Source organism: Paracoccus sp. TOH (genome assembly GCF_030388245.1).
Classification (GTDB): domain Bacteria; phylum Pseudomonadota; class Alphaproteobacteria; order Rhodobacterales; family Rhodobacteraceae; genus Paracoccus; species Paracoccus simplex.
Genome location: NZ_CP098360.1, coordinates 1,827,487 through 1,849,700 on the forward strand (window position 1 = coordinate 1,827,487; position 22,214 = coordinate 1,849,700).

General features: G+C 61.0%; 14 protein-coding genes and 1 pseudogene. 13 read left to right on the plus strand and 2 right to left on the minus strand.

Annotation, left to right across the window (positions count from 1 at the left end; translation table 11 throughout):
* Positions 1-74: 74 nt before the first annotated feature.
* From NBE95_RS09115 to NBE95_RS09140, 6 genes are all read left to right on the plus strand, one after another.
* A complete protein-coding gene (locus NBE95_RS09115) occupies positions 75-2,339 on the plus strand; it encodes an adenosylcobalamin-dependent ribonucleoside-diphosphate reductase (protein ID WP_289893582.1) in 2,265 nt (754 codons plus the stop codon).
* Between the two features lie 518 nt (positions 2,340-2,857).
* Positions 2,858-3,646, plus strand: coding sequence for a metallophosphoesterase (locus NBE95_RS09120; protein WP_289893583.1), 789 nt, complete (start codon positions 2,858-2,860; stop codon positions 3,644-3,646).
* 75 nt (positions 3,647-3,721) lie between these two features.
* A complete protein-coding gene (locus NBE95_RS09125) occupies positions 3,722-4,831 on the plus strand; it encodes an AAA family ATPase (RefSeq protein WP_289893584.1) in 1,110 nt (369 codons plus the stop codon).
* A 135-nt stretch (positions 4,832-4,966) separates the two neighbouring features.
* A complete protein-coding gene (locus NBE95_RS09130; protein WP_289893585.1) occupies positions 4,967-5,395 on the plus strand; it encodes a DUF6634 family protein in 429 nt (142 codons plus the stop codon).
* A gap of 1 nt (position 5,396) precedes the next feature.
* Complete coding sequence (locus NBE95_RS09135; protein WP_289893586.1) at positions 5,397-6,215, plus strand: metallophosphoesterase; 819 nt, start codon at positions 5,397-5,399, stop codon at positions 6,213-6,215.
* Position 6,216: 1 nt separating this feature from the next.
* Positions 6,217-6,570: a hypothetical protein gene (locus tag NBE95_RS09140; RefSeq protein WP_289893587.1), complete on the plus strand. Its 354-nt coding sequence runs from the start codon at positions 6,217-6,219 to the stop codon at positions 6,568-6,570.
* A gap of 334 nt (positions 6,571-6,904) precedes the next feature.
* Here NBE95_RS09140 and NBE95_RS09145 read toward each other — a convergent pair whose 3' ends face one another.
* Positions 6,905-8,587, minus strand: a complete 1,683-nt coding sequence (locus NBE95_RS09145) for a hypothetical protein (protein ID WP_289893588.1) — start codon at positions 8,585-8,587, stop codon at positions 6,905-6,907.
* 229 nt (positions 8,588-8,816) lie between these two features.
* Between NBE95_RS09145 and NBE95_RS22380 the strand changes: the two are divergent.
* Positions 8,817-9,065: pseudogene (locus NBE95_RS22380) on the plus strand (transposase); the annotation flags it as partial.
* Here NBE95_RS22380 and NBE95_RS09155 read toward each other — a convergent pair.
* Positions 9,063-10,226, minus strand: a complete 1,164-nt coding sequence (locus NBE95_RS09155; protein ID WP_354670350.1) for a nucleoside recognition domain-containing protein — start codon at positions 10,224-10,226, stop codon at positions 9,063-9,065. The pseudogene NBE95_RS22380 and the gene NBE95_RS09155 sit on opposite strands and share 3 nt — an antisense overlap.
* Here NBE95_RS09155 and NBE95_RS09160 point away from each other — a divergent pair.
* From NBE95_RS09160 to NBE95_RS09185, 6 genes are all read left to right on the plus strand, one after another.
* Entirely contained in the window at positions 10,159-10,611 is a 453-nt protein-coding gene (locus tag NBE95_RS09160; RefSeq protein ID WP_289893590.1) for an Lrp/AsnC family transcriptional regulator, read from the plus strand. The two genes, NBE95_RS09155 and NBE95_RS09160, sit on opposite strands and share 68 nt — an antisense overlap.
* Before the next feature lie 134 nt (positions 10,612-10,745).
* Positions 10,746-11,189, plus strand: a complete 444-nt coding sequence (locus NBE95_RS09165) for an acetyltransferase (RefSeq protein WP_289893591.1) — start codon at positions 10,746-10,748, stop codon at positions 11,187-11,189.
* 186 nt (positions 11,190-11,375) lie between these two features.
* Positions 11,376-12,932: an ISL3 family transposase gene (locus NBE95_RS09170; protein ID WP_289893592.1), complete on the plus strand. Its 1,557-nt coding sequence runs from the start codon at positions 11,376-11,378 to the stop codon at positions 12,930-12,932.
* A gap of 19 nt (positions 12,933-12,951) precedes the next feature.
* Positions 12,952-13,824 (plus strand): MFS transporter, encoded by an 873-nt coding sequence (locus tag NBE95_RS09175; RefSeq protein ID WP_289893593.1) that lies wholly within the window; start codon positions 12,952-12,954, stop codon positions 13,822-13,824.
* 456 nt (positions 13,825-14,280) lie between these two features.
* On the plus strand, positions 14,281-19,854 hold the full coding sequence (locus NBE95_RS09180) for a DUF3320 domain-containing protein (RefSeq protein WP_289893594.1): 5,574 nt from the start codon (positions 14,281-14,283) through the stop codon (positions 19,852-19,854).
* Positions 19,855-19,974: 120 nt separating this feature from the next.
* Complete coding sequence (locus tag NBE95_RS09185) at positions 19,975-22,203, plus strand: AAA family ATPase (RefSeq protein WP_289893595.1); 2,229 nt, start codon at positions 19,975-19,977, stop codon at positions 22,201-22,203.
* Positions 22,204-22,214 lie beyond the last annotated feature (11 nt).

Genomic DNA, 22,214 nt, shown 5'->3' on the forward strand with positions numbered 1-22,214 from the left:
CGACTCCAACCGGGCGGGCGCGGCTGTATAAGACCCGCTCGCCCCGATTCCGCCCCCAGCCAAGGACACCCGCCATGAGCCGATTCTCCGCCCCTATCGCCGAGCAGATCTGGGACATGAAGTATCGGCTCAAGAACGCCGAGGGGCAGCCGATCGACCTGTCGGTCGAGGACAGCTGGCGCCGCGTCGCCCGCGATCTGGCCCGCGTCGAGAAGGAGCCGGCGCTGTGGGAGGACCGCTTCTATGCCGCGCTCGAGGATTTCAAGTTCCTGCCCGCCGGCCGTATCCTGGCCGGGGCCGGCACCGGGCGCGAGGTGACGCTGTTCAACTGCTTCGTCATGGGCACCATTCCCGACAGCATGGCCGGCATCTTCGACATGCTGAAAGAGGCCGCGCTGACCATGCAGCAGGGCGGCGGCATCGGCTATGACTTCAGCACCATCCGCCCGCGCGGCGCCGAGGTGAAGGGCGTGGCCGCCGATGCCTCGGGGCCGCTGTCGTTCATGGATGTCTGGGACGCCATGTGCCGCACCATCATGTCGGCGGGCTCGCGCCGCGGCGCGATGATGGCGACGATGCGCTGCGACCATCCCGATATCGAGGCCTTCATCGAGGCCAAGCAGGACAGCGCCCGGCTGCGCATGTTCAACCTGTCGGTGCTGGTCACCGATGCCTTCATGCAGGCGGTCAAGGCGGATGCCGCATGGGATCTGCAATTCGACGGCAAGGTCTATCACACGGTCCAGGCCCGCGACCTGTGGAACCGCATCATGCGCGCGACCTATGACTATGCCGAGCCGGGCGTGATCTTCATCGACCGCATCAACCAGCAGAACAACCTGAACTATGCCGAGACCATCGCCGCGACCAATCCCTGCGGCGAACAGCCCCTGCCGCCCTATGGCGCCTGCCTGCTCGGCTCGGTCAACCTGGCCCGGCTGGTCGAGGCGCCCTTCACGGCCCAGGCCCGGCTGAACCCCGAGGCGCTGGACGAGCTGGTCCGCACCGCGGTGCGGATGATGGACAATGTCGTCGATGCCTCGCAATTCCCGCTGCCGCAGCAGGCGGCCGAGGCGCAGGCCAAGCGCCGCATCGGGCTGGGGGTCACCGGGCTGGCCGATGCGCTGCTGATGCTGGGCCTGCGCTATGGCGCTGCCGACGCGGTCGAGCAGACGCGGGTCTGGATGAAGGCCATCGCGCGCTCGGCCTATCTGGCCTCGGTCGATCTGGCCCGCGAAAAGGGCGCCTTCCCGCTGTTCGATGCAAAGAAATACCTGGCCTCGGGCTTCATGCAGCACATGGACGCGGATCTGCGCGCGGCGGTCGAGCAGCACGGCATCCGCAACGCGCTGCTGACCTCGATCGCGCCGACCGGCACGATCAGCCTTTACGCCGGCAATGTCAGCTCGGGCATCGAGCCGGTCTTCGCCTATGCCTATACCCGCAAGGTGCTGCAGAAGGACGGCTCGCGCACCGAGGAAGAGGTGGTGGATTACGCCGTGCAGATGTGGCGCGACCTTCATGGCGATGCGCCCCTGCCCGACTATTTCGTCAACGCCCAGACCCTGGCGCCGCTGGATCACGTCGCCATGCAGGCGGCGGCGCAGGACTGGGTGGACAGTTCGATCTCGAAGACCATCAACTGTCCCGAGGACATTTCCTTCGAGGATTTCAAGGATGTCTACCTGGCCGCCTGGGACAAGGGCTGCAAGGGCTGCACCACCTATCGCCCGAATGACGTGACCGGCTCGGTCCTGTCGGTCAGCGAAAAGGCCGAGGAGGCGCCGCAGGCCGACAAGGGCGCCGACGTGGTCTACCTGACCGAGCCGCTGGACCGCCCGGCGGCGCTGGAGGGCGCGACCTACAAGCTGAAATTCCCCGGCAGCGAGCACGCGATCTACATCACCATCAACGACATCGTGCAGGGCGGCCACCGCCGGCCGTTCGAGGTGTTCATCAACTCGAAGAACATGGAGCATTTTGCCTGGACCGTGGCGCTGACCCGGATGATCTCGGCGGTGTTCCGGCGCGGCGGCGACGTGTCTTTTGTGGTCGAGGAGCTGAAGGCGGTGTTCGATCCGCGCGGCGGCGCCTGGATCGAGGGGCGCTATGTGCCCTCGATCCTCGCCGCCATCGGCGGGGTGATCGAGCGTCACATGGTCGCCACCGGCTTTTTGGCCGGCGAGGGCATGGGCCTGAAATCCGATCCCCAGGCCGAGGTCATGGCGGTGGGCGAGCGCCCGCGCGGCCCGGCCTGCCCGGCCTGCGGCCAATATGGCATGCGCATGATCGAAGGCTGCATGACCTGCCCGTCCTGCGGCCATTCGAAATGCGGGTGACGGGCGGGCGGCTTCTTGTGCTGCCAAGCATAAAATGAGCCTTACCCGGACTGTTTGAGCCTTTTTGCAAGCGTAAAGTGAGCCCAGGATTTTTCTGGGCTCACTTTATCTTTATTTATCAATCCATTGTTGATGGACACCCCTTTTGGCCCCGCGGTCGCTTCACGCTTGTCCAGTTCGAGTGCGGTCCCATTGACGAGTTTTGGATGGCTGCGCATCGTCAGGGCATCCGCCCCATGATCGGCTGCCGGTCACGGTCCGTTTCCGTCCCGCTACTAACCTTGGAACATCACCACTCGTCACTCTTCACACCGGAATAGCGCCTGCTTTTCCGAACAGCCCGGGCTTGTCTCTGAAAAGGAGCCAGCCCCCCCTCTTCCGCGACCGGGCCTCTCCCGGCCGATAGCCCCCGCATGCCCGGAGTATCCCATGGCCAGCATCCCGCTTTTCGAGGCCCGCTTCTTCAATCAGAACGAGGGCCGGTTTGATCTCGATCTTGCCGCAGAGGTGCGCAGCCAATGAACGTCCTGATAACCGCCGACCTGCATCTGGACCTCTGGGCCCGCGCCGGGCGCGATCCGTTCTCCGGCATCCTGCCGGTGCTGCGTGACCTCGACGCGCTGATCATCGCCGGCGACCTCGCCAATGATCCGCAGCGGAACTGGCCCTGGGCGCTGTCCCGGATCGCGCGGCTGGTCTCGCCCGCCCGGATCTGGGTCATTCCCGGCAACCACGACTATTATGGTGCCGCGCTCGACGACGACATTCTGGCCCGGATCGCAACGGAAGCCGGGGCGCGCCTTGCCCAGAAGCGGGTCCTGACCTTCGGCACCTGCCGCCTGCTGTGCTGCACGCTCTGGACCGACTTCGCGCTGACCGGCGATCCGGAGGCGGCCATGGCGCGCGCCGGGATGGGGATGCTGGACTACGCCCAGATCCGTCGGGTGGAGGGCGGGCTCATCCGCCCCGAGGACACCGTCAAGATTCACCGCGATCATCTCGGCTGGCTGACGCGGGAGATTGCCAAACCCTGGCAGGGGCAGACCGTCACTGTCACCCATCACGCCCCGAGCGCGGCGGTCTCCGGTCCGATCTCCAGCATCAGCCCGGCCTTCGCCTCGGATCTTGACGGCTGGATCAAGGCGCACCGGCCTGATTACTGGTTCTTCGGTCACACGCATCGGCCGCTCTCGACCCGCATCCGCGGCGCGCCGGTTGTCAACGTCTCGCTCGGCTATCCCGACGAGGTGCCCGAGGGCGGTGAGGCAGAACTGCTGCTGCGCGGCCTGATCTTCCCCGGCGCCTGACCGCCATTCCTCCAACCCATCTTTCCCGGCCGGGCATCCCTCGGCCGACGGCCCCCTCATGCCCGGAGTATTCCCATGTCCACCATCCCCTTCATAGAAGCCCGCTTCTTCGACCCGAAAGAGGACCGCATTGAGCTCGAAACCCGCTTCATGCGGCATTTGCGCAAGCTTCGCTGCAGGAGGATTCCGCCAGACCTTCCGGCCCCGCCCGACGAGATCGACGCGCCAGGCGAGATCCCGGACACGGATCTGATGGGTATCATCAGGTTCAGCGATGACGACGAGGCCCGCATCAAGCGTCGGGTCAATCGGATCATCGAGCGCCGCAAGGCGGCCTCGGGCCTCGAACATCTGAAGCGCGATGACCGAGAGCGGCTGGAGGTGTTGAAGGATGGCGCCCGGCTGGTCCAGATCTCTAGCGAGCACCGTGCAGATGAGATTGCTGCCGGACTTCACGGCGATATGTCCTGGATGGCCCCGGCCACCGAGGTGGTCTGGCGGGCCATGCGCCGCTCGGTGCGCGAGGGCTGGCCCGGATTGCGGGTGCCGCCCCTTCTGCTCGACGGCCCACCAGGCATCGGCAAGAGCCATTGGGCCCGGCGCTTGGGCCAGCTGCTGTCCACGACCACCTCGGTGATCGAGGCCACCGGCGAGAACGCCTCGTTTGGCATCGTCGGCTCGCAGCGAGGCTGGGGTGGTTCCCACCCGGGACGACTGATCGAAACCATTCTGCAAAGCCGCATCGCCAATCCGGTCATGGTGGTCGACGAGGTCGAAAAGGCCGGTCGGGCCACATCCACGAACGGGCATGCCTTCGGCCTGGCCGAGGCGCTTCTGCCGCTGCTGGAGCCGCTGACCGCAAGGCGCTGGAGCTGTCCCTATTACCAGGTGAAGTTCGACATGAGCTGGGTGATCTGGGTGCTGACATCCAACGATTACCGGCTGCTGCCGGAGCCGCTGCTCAGCCGCTGCCCGCCGATCCGGCTGCGTCATCTCACCCTTGCGGAACTGCAGGCCTTCGTGCGCCGCGAAGGCGCAAAGCGTAACCTGTCCGAGACCTCCATCGAGGCGATCTGCGAGATCCTCTCCCATCCCTCGCTGCGGCAGCATCGGCCCAGCCTGCGGGTCGCGGCCCGCATGCTGCAACGCGCCGCCGATCTCGAACAGGGGCCGACGCTCCACTGAGCCGGCCCATCCATCTTTCCATACTTCCCGGAATCCAACGCGCCTGCGGCAGCGTCGCAGCCGCCCCCTTCATACCATCAAACCGGAGAAACCATCATGAAACTTTCACCCATCGACCGCGCCTGGTTCGACAAGGTGCTGCGCGCCATCGCCGCCGCCGAGGCCGGCCCGTCGGATGCGGACCTTGCCCAGGCGCCGGTCCTATCGGACTGGAAGGCGGCGATTTCGCCGGACAGGCATATGATGCTTTGGGGCGAAGTGACCGATCACCCCCTCCTCGGCAATGCAAGCATCCACACCTCGCAGCTCATCGCCATCGATCCCGAAGCCGGCTGGGCCCGGACAGCGTCGCGCTGGTATCGGCTCGGCCGGTCCATAGATGCGCTTGCAGCGGAGCTGGCGGAATCCCTGAACGGGAAGAAGGCTGAAGCCATCCGGTTCACCCTTCCCGGATTCACCAACATCAATGATCCGGAACTGCTTCAGAAGCTCCTGGCCCAATACATCATGCTGGTGCGCGAGATCGACACGGCGGACCGGGCCGCCTCCGGAAGGGAGGGCTGATATGCACTGGTTCACCGCCGATCCGCACTATTCGCACGGCAATATTATCCGCTTCTGCGACCGCCCCTTCCCGGATGTGGCCACGATGAATGCACATCTTCTGGCCGATTGCCGGGCACGGGTCCAGCCCGATGACGACCTCTGGATTCTCGGAGATTTCACCGCGGGAGGATCGACCGATGCGCAACGGCGCGAGGTGCGCGGCATCTTCCATGCCTTACCGGGCCGGAAACACCTGATCCGGGGCAACCATGATGAAGACTGGGTCTGCGACCTGCCCTGGGACAGCGTGGCGGAAACGGCCGACATCGTCGTGGACAAGCGCCGGCTGTTCCTCTGTCATTATCCGATGATCACATGGCCCGGCGCACGACACCAAGGTTTGCAACTTTTCGGCCATGTTCATCAGAATTGGCAAGGCTCGTGCAACAGCGTCAACACCGGCGTGGACGCCTGGGATTTCCGGCCGGTCACGCTGCAGGACATCGAACGCCGTGCAGCCAGCCTCCCGGTCAATCCTCTTTGGGATCAGGTCGAACCCGGCCGCGCCTGGCCGACGGTGCTGTGTGCGGGCTGCGGCGCGATCCTGGATCCGGCCCTGGTCTCCGGGCAGGCCGTGGTGCGCAAGGGGCGGATCGTCGTGGCCGCGACGAACGCGACGATCGTCACCATGGGGGACACGATGCGCACATGGTTGCCGGAAGGCCGGCATGTCTGCCCGGAATGCATCGGCGGCTATCTTTCCGTCAAGGAAGTCACGCTTCCGGTCGGATTCAGCTTCGATGAGATGCGGAACCGGGCCGTTCCCAAGGGGAAATAGAATGCCGTCGGAAAATTTCTCTCACAAAGCCCGCGTGGCGGAGCGCCTCCTGGCCAGCCTCGACCTGATCGATGCATCGCAGGCCTGTGCGCTCTTGCGCATCGAAACGGACGACCCGGGCGCCACAATGCAGGCCATGGCCCGAGATGATGCCGTCATCGCTCTGGTTCAGAATGGCAAGACTATGTTGCCGCTGTTCCAGTTCGATACGGGAAATGGCGTTATTTTTGATGTCGTCCGCGACATCCTGAGGCTCAGGCCGGCTCGCATCAGCAATCTGATGCTCTGCTACTGGCTGACCCGTGCCCATGTCGATTTCGACGGCGCCCCCGGCGCATGGGTTCGGGAAAGATGACGGGGCGATCCTCGCCGCATTCCGGCGATATATCGAGCCTGAGCGTCATGGGTAGCCACGGAGACGCTGCCGGTCCTGCACGCGCTCGGCCTGTTCGAATCCGGCAAATGGACCGCAGCTGTCGTCTGTCAGATATTTCTGGCTCTCCGTCAGATTTCTGACCCAAAAGGCCTACCAGCCGAGGGCGATGTCATCGCCGCGAAGAGCCCATAGCCGCCATTCGCTGATGCGCAGCATTCTAGATGTCCTACAGTCGCCACCTCAGTCTATTTTTCTACAAATTTTCTACAAAAATAGGAAAAGCAGGGCCAATCTAACTTCAGGAAGATATAGATCAAGGCAATTCTCGATCGAATATGAAGCTTCTCCCTTTTCGCTTTGGGAGACTCCAGAGGCGATCACTATTCGCGCTGTCATGTAAAGCGGAAAGATATCTGCCGTATGCTCCTTCTGCGAAGTCAAAGCAGGACTCAAAGGTGTCGTAGCCACTCTTTGTGTTGGATAACTCCATGCAAAACATTAGAACAATATCGAAGAAGTCATGTGCGTTTTCAACTAAGTATCCCGTAAATTGTGGGGATGTCCCTGAATGAATGATTCGATTTCTAGAACGATATATTCTGTGGATTTGCCAAGTGATCAGCTTCTGGTGTGTGGTGACCCTATCCTTAAGTTTTTCCTGATCACGCAGAAGGAGGGCTAGAGTATAGATTCTATACCGAAGCAACTCAAAGTCCTTGAATCGTCCCAGCAGGTCTTCAAGCGCGGCTTCGTTCGCGGGATTTGTCAGAAGGGAGACGAACTTTGAAGTTAGATCTGGCAGGTGCTCAATCTGAGCTTTCTGTAAAGATCTCGTGAACGATCTTCGATCCCACTTCAAAATGTCGAAAATCGCATTCGACACTATACGGTCTATATATCCAAGCATAATCGGAGGAACGATAGCCTTAACGACCGCATCAACATTCGACTGGTTTCCTCGAGATGGTGATACGGTTTCTAAGCGGGTCCAGATATTCACCAGTTGAATGTCCGGACTTGCCGAAGAGAGGCTCATTCCGTGGATGTTAATTATATTTCTGAATTTGTTTCTATCCGACCCAACGTCTAACGTTATTCCTTCATGATATCTTTTGAAATTTACAGAGGCCTTCGCCATCCTCATATCGCGAATATAATGCATATGATTTCCGCCAAGATCGAGCGTCTTGCTGACTCCATCACAACAGGCTTGAATCGCAACGGCCTGATCGCTTGTGGAGAATGTCGATCTATGATTAAATATCTTGAAGAAAGATCCCACATCATCAATCTTCTTCTGGGCAAGACTCGCTGCGGAGTTGTAATCTGTAGCTCTAACAGAAATCAGGACTACTTGGTTCGCCCTTAGCTCAGCCTTGAGACTGGAGTGCGTCTCCGCTTGCACGCCTTCGTTATCGCCGCCTTCATCTAACCTCAAGATATCCATCTCTTTGAGGCTATCGGAGCTTATGGATGTTATTTCATCTGACACACCCAATGCGACGCTGTATCTGTGCATGTGTGGATAAACGACCCTGCAGAAGTCTTTGATTGTCTCAACATCTGAAATCTTTCTTTCCGAGAAAAAGAAGTCTAACACACTAGCGTTTATGTGATCCCTTGATACCCCCAACCCTTGGAGGGTCGATGTGAACTCTCTTGCCAATAGGTCTATCTTGCTTTTCTCTTTTCCCTCTCGGGCTAGCAGTATCAATTGATCAACAATTTCGGCAATATACTGCTGTCCATCGAGTTCAGAAAGAATAACCTCAAGCCAACGGCGATAGTCGTCTAGCGAAGATGTTTCCACATCCAATTTGCTCAGCTCTTCAAACCCGACCGCCACACATTGCCTCGCGATCCAATTCCCAGAAAACCTAAAATTAAGTTCGTTTATTATTTGCGAGGCTGATTTTTTAGCAGATTTCTGGCGAGCGGCAGGCGCACTCCCAGCATCCTTCACTAGCGAAAGGGCTTCCGAGGCGAGTCCTCTCAATGAAGTGGTCGGAGACTTGTAGCTATCTAAAGAGTAAGGAAACGTGAGCTCGTCGCAACGTTGGGCAAAAAACAAAAGGCCGCGAGTTTCGTCCTTATTTTCCCAATTTGAAATATTTCTGAATCGCAATTTTTTACCGCCCCGATCGCGTGGACACTTCTGGATACATCTCGAGGCCAGTTAAACACAACGTGTTTTGCGGCGCTAGACATATGCGTAGCAAAGAGCAATCACGCCTGCCGCTTCCGAGATCGCCAGATTGCGCGCCGCGCTCGCGGCCTCGGAGGCCCGTGCGGAGGCCGCCGAGAGCGAGCTGGCGCAGACCCGGGCGGTGGTCTCGACCTCCGAGGCGATGATCAAGCATCTCCGGCGCGAGCAATACGGCCACAGCTCGGAACGTCGCGCCCGCCTGATCGACCAGATGGAATTGCAACTCGAGGAACTCGAGGCCGCGGCCACCGAAGACGAGATCGCTTCATCGGCTGACCGCCTGCGGGTTTGGTGCGCGGAATGCCCAGGTGAAGAAGGTCTCGTCGGAGACGGATCGAAGAACAGCGGCAACCGCAGCGGTCGCGGCTAGGGCGAAAACGAGCCGCCCTCCAAGAACGGCGCCGATGTCGGCGCCAAGCGCCACGACGATCAGGGTGTCCTCGATGACGCTATGCGCGAACCCCATGAAAACGCACGAGACAAAGACCTGGCGTGGCGATACCGCACCCGACCGCGCCTCGCGGATCAACAGGCCTCCGCCATAGGAAATTCCCAGGAACAGACCGACCGCGGTGAAGTGCCCGGCCTCTCCCCGTATGCCGGCAAGCCGCAGCAAGGGCGCGAGCGCCTTCATTAAAAGTTTCAGAAGCCCCGTGACTCTCAGCACCTCAAGCCCCCAGGACAAGGCCAGGAGGATGACGAGCATGGAGATCATCGTCTCCAGGAGGCTTGTGAAGAATCCTGTCCATTCGGGTGTGGCGCTCATCGGAATCCAGGTCGGGTTCGCCGGCGACGACAGCCAGCCCGTGGCGGCAAGCAGGCGATGCAGCAGGAAGGCGTAGAGCACGCCGCCCAGGATGCGCAGAAGCGTTGTCGCGATCATCCCGGGCCCCGCCTTCTGGATGATCTTCTGCTCGATCGGCAGGCCATGCGCAAACAGAAGCAGCGCCGAGAAAACCGTGATGTCCGCCACACTCAGCGAACTCGCCGGGACAAGGACGAAGATCAGGGGAACAGCCCCCCAAATTCCGACCAGCATTCCGCTCAGCCATGCCAGCCCCAATTCCGGCGGCAGCCCGACAAGGCTCATCACCGGCGCGAATGCAGGGGCGATCGCCTCGATCACACCCATCCGCGACAGCAGTTCCGTCATGATCGTGATCGGAACCATGATCCGGGCAAGAACCCAATAGATTTCAAGCGTTTCCAGCGTCTTGCGCAAGGCGGCTGTGAGGATGGGCATCAGAGGGCTCCTGTGACATTGCCCTGATCTTCTACCCCGAGCCCTATCGCATATACGGTCAAAGATTGCGCATCCGTGCAATTTTATTGCATTCCTGGCCTGGGAAGGAATGACACAAATGGACCGGATAGACCGAAAGCTTCTGAACCTTCTGCAGCGTGACGCGTCGAGAACGAATGTGGACATGGCCGACGAGGTCGGGCTGTCTCCATCCAGTTGCCTGCGCCGGGTCCGGCGGCTGCGCAAGACGGGCATCATCGACCGCATTGTCGCGATCCTGAATCCCGCCAAAACCGGGCGCGTGCTGAAGGCGCTGGTCACGGTCGAACTGAAGCTTCATGGAGAGCAGCACATGCGCCGCTTTCTGGATCTTGCGATTGCCGAAGAAGCCGTATCGCAGGCCTATGCCGTGACAGGCGAGACCGATGTCGTCCTGATGCTGCGCCTGCGCGACATGGAAGAATTCGACGCGCTCTGCGACAGGTTGTTCCGCGACAAAACCAACATTGCCCGCTTCTTCACCATGATGGTGATCCGCACCGCGAAAGAGGAAACGGCAATTCGACTTTGACCGGAGCATTTTCGGCGGCCAAGCCAATGGCAGCTTCGTCCGCATCGCTTCCGCCGCCAGTTTCCATTCCCGCACGCGGCAAGAGTCGCCTTGAGCCCTTTGCGGACAGTGGGAAGGTTATGTTAACGAGCGCCATGCTTACTTTCAGACCTTCAACAGATCAGGACTTGCCGCGCGTCATGGAGATATGGCGTCGGGCGGTCGACGCCACTCATCACTTCCTTGCGCCCGTCGACAAGTCGGCCATTGAGGCCGAGCTTATGGAGTTCTTCCCACGGGTGAGCCTGCAACTTGCAGTCGATGCCGCAGGCACGCCGCAGGGTTTCATGTTTCTGCATGACGGTCATCTGGAGGCACTGTTTATCGACCCGGATCAACATGGAAAGGGGATCGGCAAAGCCTTCATATCCCTAGCCATCGCGGCCCATCCTGAGCTGACAACCGATGTGAATGAGCAAAATCCAGAGGCGCTCGCGTTCTACGAGCATGTCGGCTTTGTCCGCACGGGAAGGTCTCCCCATGATGGGCAGGGAAGGCCTTATCCCCTCATTCATTTGCGGCATCAGCCACGCATGTGAGCGGCGGCTCCGTCCCCCACATCAGCCACGCCTTTCGGCCGGAATCCGATACGGGATTCCGGCTATCGATATTTTCCCTGGAATGGCCCGCATGTGTTTCGGCATGCAATCTTGGGTCTGACGCAGATTTGGTGCAGTTTAGCTTCAACCTCGCTACATTTTGGCCTTCTTCCAGGGAGGTTACCGATGACGGCATGGTTTTCACGCCGAGATTTTCTGCCGGCAGGGCTTACGGCCGATCAGATCGAGCTCGATGGCAATACGATCCGTATCCATGCCCGCTCTTCGGCGGCCGCGGCCGCCTGTCCACACTGCGGGAGCATTTCGGACCATGTCCACAGTCGGTATCGACGTCGCCCGGCCGATGTTCCTGCGCATGGGCGAGCCGTGGAAATCGTCCTGCAGGTTCGTCGCTTTCGCTGCCGCGCGCCCGGCTGTCCGGCCCGGATTTTCGCCGAACGGTTTCCGTCCGGCGTCACCCGACCGCATATGCGACGCACCTCGCGCCTGCAGGAGCTTGTGCGCCACCTCGGTCTTGCCCTCGGCGGACGCCCTGCTCAGGCGCTCGCCCGGCGCCTTCTGGTGCCGGCAAGCAAAGACACGTTCTTGCGTGGGGCGCGGAGCCTGATGGGCCCCGTCTCCGAACCACCGCGTGTCATCGGCATCGATGACTGGGCATGGCGCAAGGGGCAGCGTTACGGCACGATGATCTGCGACCTGGAACGGCGGCAGGTGATCGACCTGCTGCCCGATCGCGAGCCTGCCACCGTGGAAGCGTGGCTCCGCGCACATCCCGGCATCCGGATCATCGCCCGCGACCGCAACGGCGGCTATGGCGGTGCCGCCACCCGTGCCTTGCCACAGGCGGTTCAGGTCGCCGATCGTTGGCATCTGCTTGAGAACGCGAGTGCCGCATTCCTGGCGGCCGTGCAGCGCAGCATGCCCGTCATCCGCAGGGCGATCGGGGCGAAGACGCTCGATCCCGCGCTGCTGACGGCAGCGGAAAGGCTGCAATACGAAGGCCTTCGGCGTCGCCAGCAAACCAATCGGATGGTGAGGACGATGGCCGATGAGGGCCTGCCCATCAAGCGTATCGTCCGCTCGACCGGCCTCAGCCGCAAGCTCGTTCGCCAGATCCTGCGTGGCGAGCGCGAAGATGTCTTCCGCATCCGCGAAAGCAGTCTGACACCCTGGCTGCCACGGCTGGAGCGGGAATGGAACGGTGGTTGCCGGAATGGCGCCGAGCTTTGGCGCCGCCTCAGGGAGGATGGTTTCCGCGGCAGTCTTCGGGTCGTCGGAGAATGGGCGACACGCCAGCGCCGCGCCGAGCAAGCTGTGCCGAACGGGACGGGCAAATCACCACCTGCGCGCAGGATTGCGCGGCTCCTGACCATGGGGCGGGATCACCTGTCCAGAGCCGATGCGCTTCAGGTCGCGCAGATCGAAGCGGCATTGCCAGCCCTTGCGACCGCCCGGGCGCTCGCCGACAGGTTCACGGATATGGTTCGAAACGGGCGTGAGGATGTCTTGGCCAGCTGGCTCGATGAGGCGGCAGACAGCATGATCGCTTCCTTTGCCCGTGGCCTTCGCAGCGACTGCGCCGCCGTTGCCGCCGCCTTGCGCGAACCTTGGTCGAACGGGCAGACAGAGGGGCAGATCAATCGGCTGAAGACCCTCAAACGCCAGATGTATGGCCGCGCAAACATCGATCTGCTCAGGGCAAGGCTCCTCGCCCCGGCGTAAACCAGAAAATGCACCAACTTTGAGTCAGACCCAGTTTTGTGCGCTGATTGACACCTCGCTGCCCATCGCGCTGGCGGGCCGCGTCCTGACGGCGTTCAACCACGGCACCTTCTTCGGTATCGGCTCGATCATCGCCGCCTCGCTGGTCGCTAAGGATCGGCAGACCAGCGCCATCGCCTTCATGTTTTCGGGACTGACCATGGCGAACCTGATCGGCGTGCCGGCCGGCACTTGGCTGGCGCAGGTCTACGACTGGCGGCTGGTGTTCTGGCTGATCGCTGGGATCGGCCTCGTCACCGCGCTGAGCGTCGCGCTGCTGGTGCCCCGGATCGAGCCGGGCAAGGCCATTGCGCTGAAGGCCGAGTTGCGCGCCTTCATGGACCCGCAGGTGCTGCTGGCCATGGGCATCACGATCTTCGGCCCCGCCGCCTTCTTCACCTCGATCACCTATATCGCGCCGATGATGGTCGAGGAGGCGGGCCTCTCGGAAGCGGGTGTCGCGCGGATCATGGTTCTGTTCGGTCTGGGGCTGGTGGTCGGCAACTGGATCGGCGGCCGCTTCGCCGACCGTTCGCTGTTCGGGACCTTATTCGTGACGCTTGCAGCCCAGGCTGCGGTGCTGGTCGTCTTCTGGCTCGGCGTCGGCAGCCCGGCCGTGGTATCGGTCTCGGTATTCCTGATGGCGGCCTTCGGCTTCGCCACCGTGTCGCCGATCCAGAAACTGGTCATGGAGCGCGCCAGCCGCGCCGGCGCGCCCACCATGGCTGCATCGGTGAACATCGGCATGTTCAACCTCGGCAACGCGATCGGAGCATGGGCCGGCGGCGCGACCATCGCGGCCGGGTTCGGCCTGGCCTCGCCGAACTGGGCGGGCGCACTCCTTTCGCTGTAGCCTTGGGCTTGGCCATGGTCGCCTGGGCGACGGCCGAACGAGCCTACTCTGCGGTCCCGGCGGAATAGGTTCGACCTCGACACCTCCGCGAGCGAGGCATGCAGCTTCGGGCTCACAAAACTGATCAGTTCCATATCAGCGGTGCGGTCCCACGGTGATGTTGGAGCGGCTTCCGTGGGAAGGGCCGGGTCAAGGCGATCAGCTGGGGGGTGCGAGTATCTGCGGCGGCTGTTGCGCAGGTCGATTCGAGACAGCCGCCAGCGCCTCATGAAGATGTTGCCGCGGCATATGCGGGTTGCATGCGGTGCCATCAAATCACGTAAAACGGTAAAAACTGCTGGAAATTCGTGCTTCCGTTGGCGAAGGTTGCCTGATCGAATTGTAATGTTCACGATCAGGAATGGGGAGGATTTAAAGCCTTCCTGCGTGCCGCTTTAGGTTTTCATGGAGGCAGAGTTGGACGATTTGGGCCTGGGCATCGAAGATACGCCCTATATGGGCGGCGGCACGCTGGCGGAGAAGCTCGACCGAGCCCGGATGGAGCTTCTGGACCTGTCGGCGCGCAACCGGCTCCTCAACATGCCGAAATCCGCGAAGGCCGCGAAGAGCATTGAGGTCGTCGATGAGCGCAGTAGCGAGATTTTCCGTCTCCTTGTCGGCGAAACCAAGGCGTTCACCTTCCTTCCCGGCCTTCCCTCCAGAAAGTCTGCCCAGCCATCTGATGGCGAGGACGAGGAACGCAGCGCCGAGGAGGATACGGACGTCATCCAGGATCTGGCCCTTCCCGAGGACGACGAACTCGATGAGCGCGGCATCGCGGGGCGCCATGCGGATACGCGCCTTCAGACCCGGTTTACCCCGGAAGGACTGCAGAAGCGGCTGTTGGATCTTTACTATGATGCGCGGACTCTGGAGGACGAGCAGGGCGTAAACGTCCTTTACCTGACCCTGGGCGCACTTCGCTGGGTCGATCCCAATGACAAGAAGAATATCCGTCACGCGCCGCTGCTGCTGATCCCGGTCTCGCTGGAGCGTGGCACGGCCGGGGAACGGTTCCGCCTGCGGGCGCGGCCAGAGGATTTCGCGACAAACCTGTCGCTCGAGAATTTCCTGGATCGGATTCATGGGATCCGGCTGCCTGAGGTTGAAATTTCCGAAGCCTTCGACTTGCAGGCATATTTCGACGCGGTGGGCGCTTCGCTGGAGGGCAAGGAGGGCTGGGGTGTCGAACCGGACATGGTGGTCCTGGGGTTCTTCTCCTTCGCCAAGTTCATGATGTATCGAGACCTCGATCCCGCCACCTGGCCGGCCGAGGCCTCGATCACGTCGAAGCCCTTGCTGAAGGGATTGCTGGCCGACGGCTTCGAATCCGGTGACCCTCTTCACCCGGACGATCAGCCGATTGACCAGATCATTCCGCCGGCTGAACTCCATCATATTCTCGACAGCGACAGCTCGCAGACCCTAGCGGTTCACGAGGTGCGGATGGGCCGTAACCTGGTCATCCAGGGGCCGCCCGGCACCGGTAAGAGCCAGACCATCGCCAACCTGATTGCGGCGGCGGTGGCGGATGGGAGGACCGTGCTGTTCGTGGCCGAAAAGATGGCCGCGCTGGAGGTGGTGAAGCGCCGCCTGGATGCGACCGGGGTTGGTGCTGCCTGCCTGGAACTGCACAGCCGCAAGGCCAACAAGAAGGCGGTTCTGGAGGAGATCAAGCGAACATGGGAAAACGGCGCCCCGCGCACGGCGGACATCGGCTCGCTGAACACCCGTCTGGGAGAATTGCGCGATGAACTGAATGGCCATGCGACCCGTATGCACAAGCGTGACCGGGTCTCCGGCCTGACACCATATCAGGTTATCGGCCAGTTGGTGCGGCTCCGCTCTTCTGGTGAGCAGCCGAATGATATCAGGCTCGATCGGCCGGAGGACTGGACTCGTGACGGCTTCGAGGAGCGGCATGGGATTCTGCGCGAATTGGTCGAGCGCGTCCTGGAGATCGGCAACCCGTCTCAGCACATATGGTATGGCGTGGAGCTCGTCAGCGTCACCCCCATGGAGGTCGAACGGCTGACCACACGCCTTGCCGCAGCCGCAGTATCCAGTGGGGATATCGAAGCTTCCTCTGCCCGGCTGGCGACGATGCTTCATGCCGAAGCACCGCGCACCGGCAAGGAGTTGGAAGCGCTGGTCGGCCTTGCCCGCCGCATCGCTGAGGCACCCTTGACGCGCGAAGCGCTCGCTTCCGGCGAGTGGTCAGATATTTCCGCGTTGGAGGAGATCCTGCGGAACGGTGAACTGGTAAGCGAAATTCGTCAGGTGCTTCGGGGCCGGATCAAGGGCGATGCCTGGCGTTGTGAAAATCTCGATGCGAGAGAACCGCTCAGGGCACTTCCTGCGACGACCGTGGAGTCGGATTTCGGGATCATTGCCGAATTGGCCAGCAAGTTGATTCCCACGCTCGAAGCCGCACGTGACCTTGCCAAGCGGCTCGGCGAGACGTCACCCGATACGATCGACGAGATCGTGACGCTTGTCCGGGTCGCTGAACGTGTTGCCACGGCTCCGATAGCACCGCCTGCCGCGCTGGCAGATCCAATATGGGAACAGCATCCCGGATTGCCGGCAGATCTCGTCTCGGCATTGCGTGAGTATCAGAATGCGAAAGCGGAACTTGACGGCAAGGTCGTGGAGGCGGCCTGGGACACGGATCTGACCGCGGCGCGCAACGTGCTTGCCGCGCACGGAACCGGTTTCTTCAAGAGCTTCAGCGGCGAATGGCGGCGCGCAAACCGGCTTGCGCGATCCTGCCTGGCCAATCCGGCCCAACCGCTCGAGGCGACGCTGACCCAGTTGGACCGGCTCAAGCAAGGAAAGGCCGCACGGGCTGAGATCGCGAAAGACGAGGCGCCAGGCCGTTCGGCTTTCGGTGGGCTTTGGCGCGGAGAGCGTTCTGACCCCTTGCAACTTGCCGCGGTCGTGGAATGGCAAGCCGGCTTGGGTGAGGCCGCAAAATCGGTTCGACGTATTGTCATGCGCCAGCCGGAGCGGGAGGAGGTTTCCAGGCTCCTCGACCGTCTGGCGGGCCTCGCAGCGATCCGGGAGGCAGCGGATCACCTGATTCGCTTGCTGGAGAGTCCGGTGAATGTGACGGCGGATGTCCTTGCGCATCGTGCTGTGGAACTGACTGCTGCGGATCAGGCAACCTCCGGTCTTTTCGAACAGTTGCCTCCCAGCCTGGGAGAACGCTTGGTGCTCCTCGATCGTCTGGACGAGGGCCGGCGCTCCGAACGGTTGCTCGGTGAAAGTGAACCCAGCGCCAGCGCGGCTTTTGGGCCGCTCTGGGCCGGCGCCGATTCCGACTGGCGTCAGCTGCGAGTCGCTGCGAAGTGGGTCGCCGACAATTCCGATCTTGTCGAATTGGGCGGGAAGGTCGAGGAACGCGAAGCGGCCGCAGAGCTGGCCGACGAAATAGAGACGCGATCCACCGGTTTGGGTGCGGATCTCGACAAGCTCGCGGCCGATCTCCACCTTGATCTGGCTGGATCTTTCGGCGCCGATCTGGACGATATCCCGATGACAGCGCTCACCGCGCGACTTCGGGATTGGAGCGGCGCAGGCGAGAGCCTTTTCCAATGGACCGCCTATCGGGATCGTGCCGGACGGGGGCGGCAACTCGGCTGCGGCGATGTGGTGGATCGTCTGGAAGATGGGCGGTTTGATCCGGGCCGGGTCATTCCCTCTTTCGAGATGGTCTATTACGAGGCCCTGCATAACGGGCTGATTGCTGCAGACCCTGACCTTGCGCGCTTCGATGGTGCGCTCCACTCCAGAAAAGTGGCGGAATTCGCCGAGTTCGACCTGCAGCGCATCCGGGTGTCCGCCGACGAGACGGTTCGTGCTCATTACCGGCGCGTGCCGCCGCGGGATGGCGGTGCGATCGGTCCGCTCGGGGTGCTTCGCAACGAATTGCAGAAGCGGCGCGGTCACATGCCGATCCGCAAACTGGTCGAAAGGGCAGGACCGGCGCTTCAGGCGCTCAAGCCGGTATTCATGATGAGCCCGCTTTCGGTTGCGCAGTTCCTCGCGCCCGGCGCAGTCGAGTTCGATCTGCTGGTCATGGACGAAGCAAGCCAGATCCAGCCGGTCGATGCCCTCGGCGCGGTGGCCCGTGCCAGGCAGGTCGTGGTCGTGGGCGATCCTCGCCAGTTGCCGCCGACGGCATTCTTTGCCCGAATGACCGGGGGCGGCGACGAGGACGAGGATGATGGCAGCCGGGTCACGGATATCGAAAGCATCCTTGGCCTTTTCACCGCGCGTGGCTTGCCGATGCAGATGCTGCGCTGGCACTATCGCAGCCGGCACCAGTCGCTGATCGCGGTCAGCAACCGGCAGTTTTACGAGAGCAAGCTTTTCGTTGTTCCCAGCCCCTATACGGCGGAGGCAGGGATGGGGCTTCGATTCCACCATATTCCTGATGGGCTCTTCGACGCGGGCGGCAAGCGCTGCAACCAGGTCGAGGCGAAGGTGGTGGCGCGAGCGATCATCGAACATGCGCTGTCGCATCCGGATCTTTCGCTCGGTGTGGCGGCCTTTTCGGTGGCGCAGCGCCGGGCGATCCTGGATGAGCTGGAGCTGTTGCGGCGCGCTCATCCGGAAACGGAAGGCTTTTTCCATTCCCATCCCTCGGAGCCGTTCTTCGTCAAGAACCTGGAAAACGTCCAGGGCGACGAACGGGACGTGATCTTCATCTCGGTCGGCTACGGCCCGACCGTGCCGGGCGGACGGGTGCCGATGCGCTTCGGCCCACTCGGGTCCGAAGGCGGCGAACGGCGCCTTAACGTCCTGATCAGCCGCGCGAAGCAGCGTTGCGAGGTCTTCTCGTCGATGACGGACGAGGATATCGATCCGGATTTCGCCCAATCCCGCAAGGGCGTGTTCGCCTTCCGGATGTTCCTGCATTTTGCCCGCACCGGCAGTCTTGCGATGGGCGAGGCGACTGGCCGGGACCACGACAGCGTGTTCGAGGAGCAGGTGGCCAAGGCGCTGCACGAGCGTGGCTACCATGTCCACCGGCAGGTCGGCCTGGCAGGCTTCTTCATCGACCTGGCGGTTTCCGATCCGGATCGGCCGGGGCGCTATCTTCTGGGGATCGAATGTGATGGTGCTGCGTATCACGATGCGCTTTCTGCGCGGGATCGCGACCGGCTCCGGCAGTCGGTCCTGGAAAGCCACGGCTGGCACATCCACCGTATCTGGAGCACGGACTGGTTCCAGCGGCCGCAGCAGGAACTGGCTCGTGTGATCAGCGCGATCGATGCCGCTAAAGCGGAGGACGCGGCCCGGGAGGTGAGGCGTCAGAAGCCCACGGTCCGGATCACCTCCCAGGATGTTGGTGACTATACGCTGATGGGGGTCGAGATGGGCGAGGAGGCCGAGATCGTTACGCCGGAAGTGCCGGGGCCGAACTTCTATGAAGAAACCGTGCTGGAACGGGCACCGCACCACCTTGGCGAACTCCATGAACTGCCCAGAGAGGTGCTGGTCTCCTATGTCGAGCGCGTGGCCGAGGTCGAAGGACCAATTCATGTCGACGAGGTCGTGACCCGGATTCGGGAAGCCTGGGGCCTAAAAAGAGCCGGGGCCCGCATACGGGATGCCATTGAGGCTGCCGTCGATGTCGCTGCCCGCAAAGGCTCCATACTCCGCGATGGCGACTTCGTTTCCATCGAGGGACGCCAGGCCGTATTGAGGGATCGCTCAGTCGTTACCTCGTCAGGGCTGCGCAAGCCGGAAGCTATCCCGCTCGATGAAATCGCGGCCGGAGCGATGGCCCTCGCAGCCGCCAACTACGGCGCTCCCGTGGACCAGTTGGTCACCGAGGTCGCGCGTGGCCTTGGCTTCAAGGCAACAAGCGACGGGCTCAAGCGCAGGATCGTAGAGGGGATAGAGTTGGCGCAACGAGACGGGCGGCTGGAAGAGCAGAACGGACTGCTTCAGGCGGTGTCGGTGCCAGTGGAGACGGGTTGAGACGAGGTGATCAACACGGTCCGGATGCAGAGGACGGAGTCCAAGTGCATTCAGAAGTGTCCATGAGAGCGGGCTGGTCCTATCGGTCCGGTAAAAGTTGATTGGTAGGAGAGAGCAGGCTTGCTGACACGCATTAGACGTATCAAGGGTCTTGGAGTATTCGGGGATTTCACAGCTGACCAAAATCTTCCAGACTTTGCCCGCTACAACCTGGTTTACGGATCCAACGGTTCGGGTAAGACAACCCTCTCTCGGCTTTTCGCTGCCTTTGAGGCTGGAGTGCATCCTGAGTTCTCGGGTTTGGAATATGGCTGCGACACGCAGCGTGGTTCGATAAAAAACGGGCAAGCTTATAGTCGTAAAGTTCGTGTGTTCAATTCGGACTACATTGAGGCGAATATAGGCCAGCTCCATACACCGCTTCGACATATTCTGATCGTCGGCGAAGAAAACAAGGTGCTAGCCGAAGAGGCGGCGAGCGAACGTATCGCACACGAGGCACGTGAACGCGACATTGCAGCGGCCAGGACGAAGAAGTCAAAGCTAGAAACTGACAGGGGCAAGGTTTTCTCGGCAATCGCCAAAACTATTGGCGAGGCAACCAGTGGCATGAGCCTTCGGAGCTATCGCAAGCCGGATGCGGAAGCTGCCTTCACCCGCGAAGCAGACTTGGCCACTCTGACCGAGGAAGATCTCGATTCCCACCGGGCGACGGTCCACCAGGTGCAGTTGGAAAGCGTATCGATTCCTGAATGGCCGAGCACGGAAGGAGGTTTCCGTGTCCGCTGCGAGGCCTTGGCTCGCATTACTGCAGAGTTGTTGGCTCGAACTGCTCAAGCAGGCGCTCTCCGACGTTTGACCGAGGAGCCGGAGATCGCCGCATGGGTAGAAACAGGCCTCACCCTGCATCGCGCACATGCCTCGGAAACCTGCGAATTCTGCGCACAACCGCTCCCGTTGGCGCGAATGAAGCTTCTGGCTGAGCACTTTGGCGTTGAGGACCAAAATCTTAAAGCTGAGATTGAATTGGCGATCGGCCAAGCAAAGATCCTTTCGCAGGATCTCGCGACACTTTCACCCACGTCTAGAGCCGAACTCTACTCCGAGTTGCGGTCAGGGTATGATGCCGCCGTAGCACTACTCGAAGAATGTCGTAGCGCTCTTGCCCATCAGCTCTCGACGTTAGAGGTTACACTTGGGGAGAAGCTTCTCCAGCGGAGCGTTCCGCTTGTCCGGAATTTGCCGGTCGATCTCGGCCCGGTAGAGGAAGCGTTGCTTCAGATCGGTCAAATCATCACGAAACATAATGAGAAAACGGCCGCGTTCGAACAGGCGCGAAGCATCGCCCGCGCGCAGATTGAAAGGCATTACCTCTCAACAATCAAAAACCAAATTGATGATTTCGACGCCCAGATCGTCGAGCAACAGACGCTCATTGATCGCTTGACCGAGGGCGCGGCAAATCTGCCCGATACCCGCAGTCTTTCTGAACTGAAAGCTTCATATGAGTCGAAGCAGTCCAAGGTTTCGAGCGCTCATACCGGCGGGGCCGAACTCACAAAAATGCTCCATACCTTCATTGGTCGAACCGAACTTACGTTTGAATCGGGCAGCGAAGGCTATCGTGTTCTGCGCCGTGGGCAGACCGCGAAGCGGCTGTCGGAAGGGGAAAGGACCGCTGTTGCCTTCCTCTATTTTATCGTGCAGCTTCAGGATCAGGACTTCACCTTATCTGATGGCTTGGTCGTGATTGACGACCCAATATCGAGCCTTGACGCTACCTCGATATACCAAGCTTTCGCATTCCTGAAAAATGCCGTCCAAGATGCTGCGCAAGTATTCATTCTCACCCATAATTTTGACTTTCTTAGGCTACTCCTGAATTGGGCATGCAACCTGAAGAAAGCCGATCGCGCCTATTTTATGATCGTATGCATAGAGTCGGAATTGGCTCGTGACGCCCGTTTGCAGCCACTTGACAAACTGCTGCATGATCACCCGACGGAGTATTGCTACCTGTTTAAATTGCTGTATGGGTTCAAAACCGACGGCACCATAATGGCAGCGTATCATATTCCAAATGTGGCAAGAAAGGTTCTCGAAAGTTTTCTAGAGTTCCAGCGCCCGCAGGAGGCCAGCCTCCATGCCAAGCTAAACGCTATTGGATTCGATCCGCTGAAAAAGACAGCTATCTACAAGTTCGCGAATGATCTTTCACACTTTACTGGAAAGGGGTTTGATCCAGCATTGGTGGCGGAAACTCAGAAAAACGTGACCTATCTACTCGAGATGATCCAAACTGTAGCGCCTGATCATTACGCGGGCCTTGAGCAACTAGCGCTCCGCTGACACAACCCCAC

What these genes read in the sequence shown, in the direction of transcription:
- NBE95_RS09155 (WP_354670350.1), bottom strand. Translation starts at nt 10,226, where the DNA reads ATGTCCACATTCGTTCTCGACGCGTCACGCTGCAGAAGGTTCAGAAGC.
- NBE95_RS09125 (WP_289893584.1), top strand. Translation starts at nt 3,722, where the DNA reads ATGTCCACCATCCCCTTCATAGAAGCCCGCTTCTTCGACCCGAAAGAG.
- NBE95_RS09140 (WP_289893587.1), top strand. Translation starts at nt 6,217, where the DNA reads ATGCCGTCGGAAAATTTCTCTCACAAAGCCCGCGTGGCGGAGCGCCTC.
- NBE95_RS09170 (WP_289893592.1), top strand. Translation starts at nt 11,376, where the DNA reads ATGACGGCATGGTTTTCACGCCGAGATTTTCTGCCGGCAGGGCTTACG.
- NBE95_RS09160 (WP_289893590.1), top strand. Translation starts at nt 10,159, where the DNA reads ATGGACCGGATAGACCGAAAGCTTCTGAACCTTCTGCAGCGTGACGCG.
- NBE95_RS09135 (WP_289893586.1), top strand. Translation starts at nt 5,397, where the DNA reads ATGCACTGGTTCACCGCCGATCCGCACTATTCGCACGGCAATATTATC.
- NBE95_RS09115 (WP_289893582.1), top strand. Translation starts at nt 75, where the DNA reads ATGAGCCGATTCTCCGCCCCTATCGCCGAGCAGATCTGGGACATGAAG.
- NBE95_RS09165 (WP_289893591.1), top strand. Translation starts at nt 10,746, where the DNA reads ATGCTTACTTTCAGACCTTCAACAGATCAGGACTTGCCGCGCGTCATG.
- NBE95_RS09120 (WP_289893583.1), top strand. Translation starts at nt 2,858, where the DNA reads ATGAACGTCCTGATAACCGCCGACCTGCATCTGGACCTCTGGGCCCGC.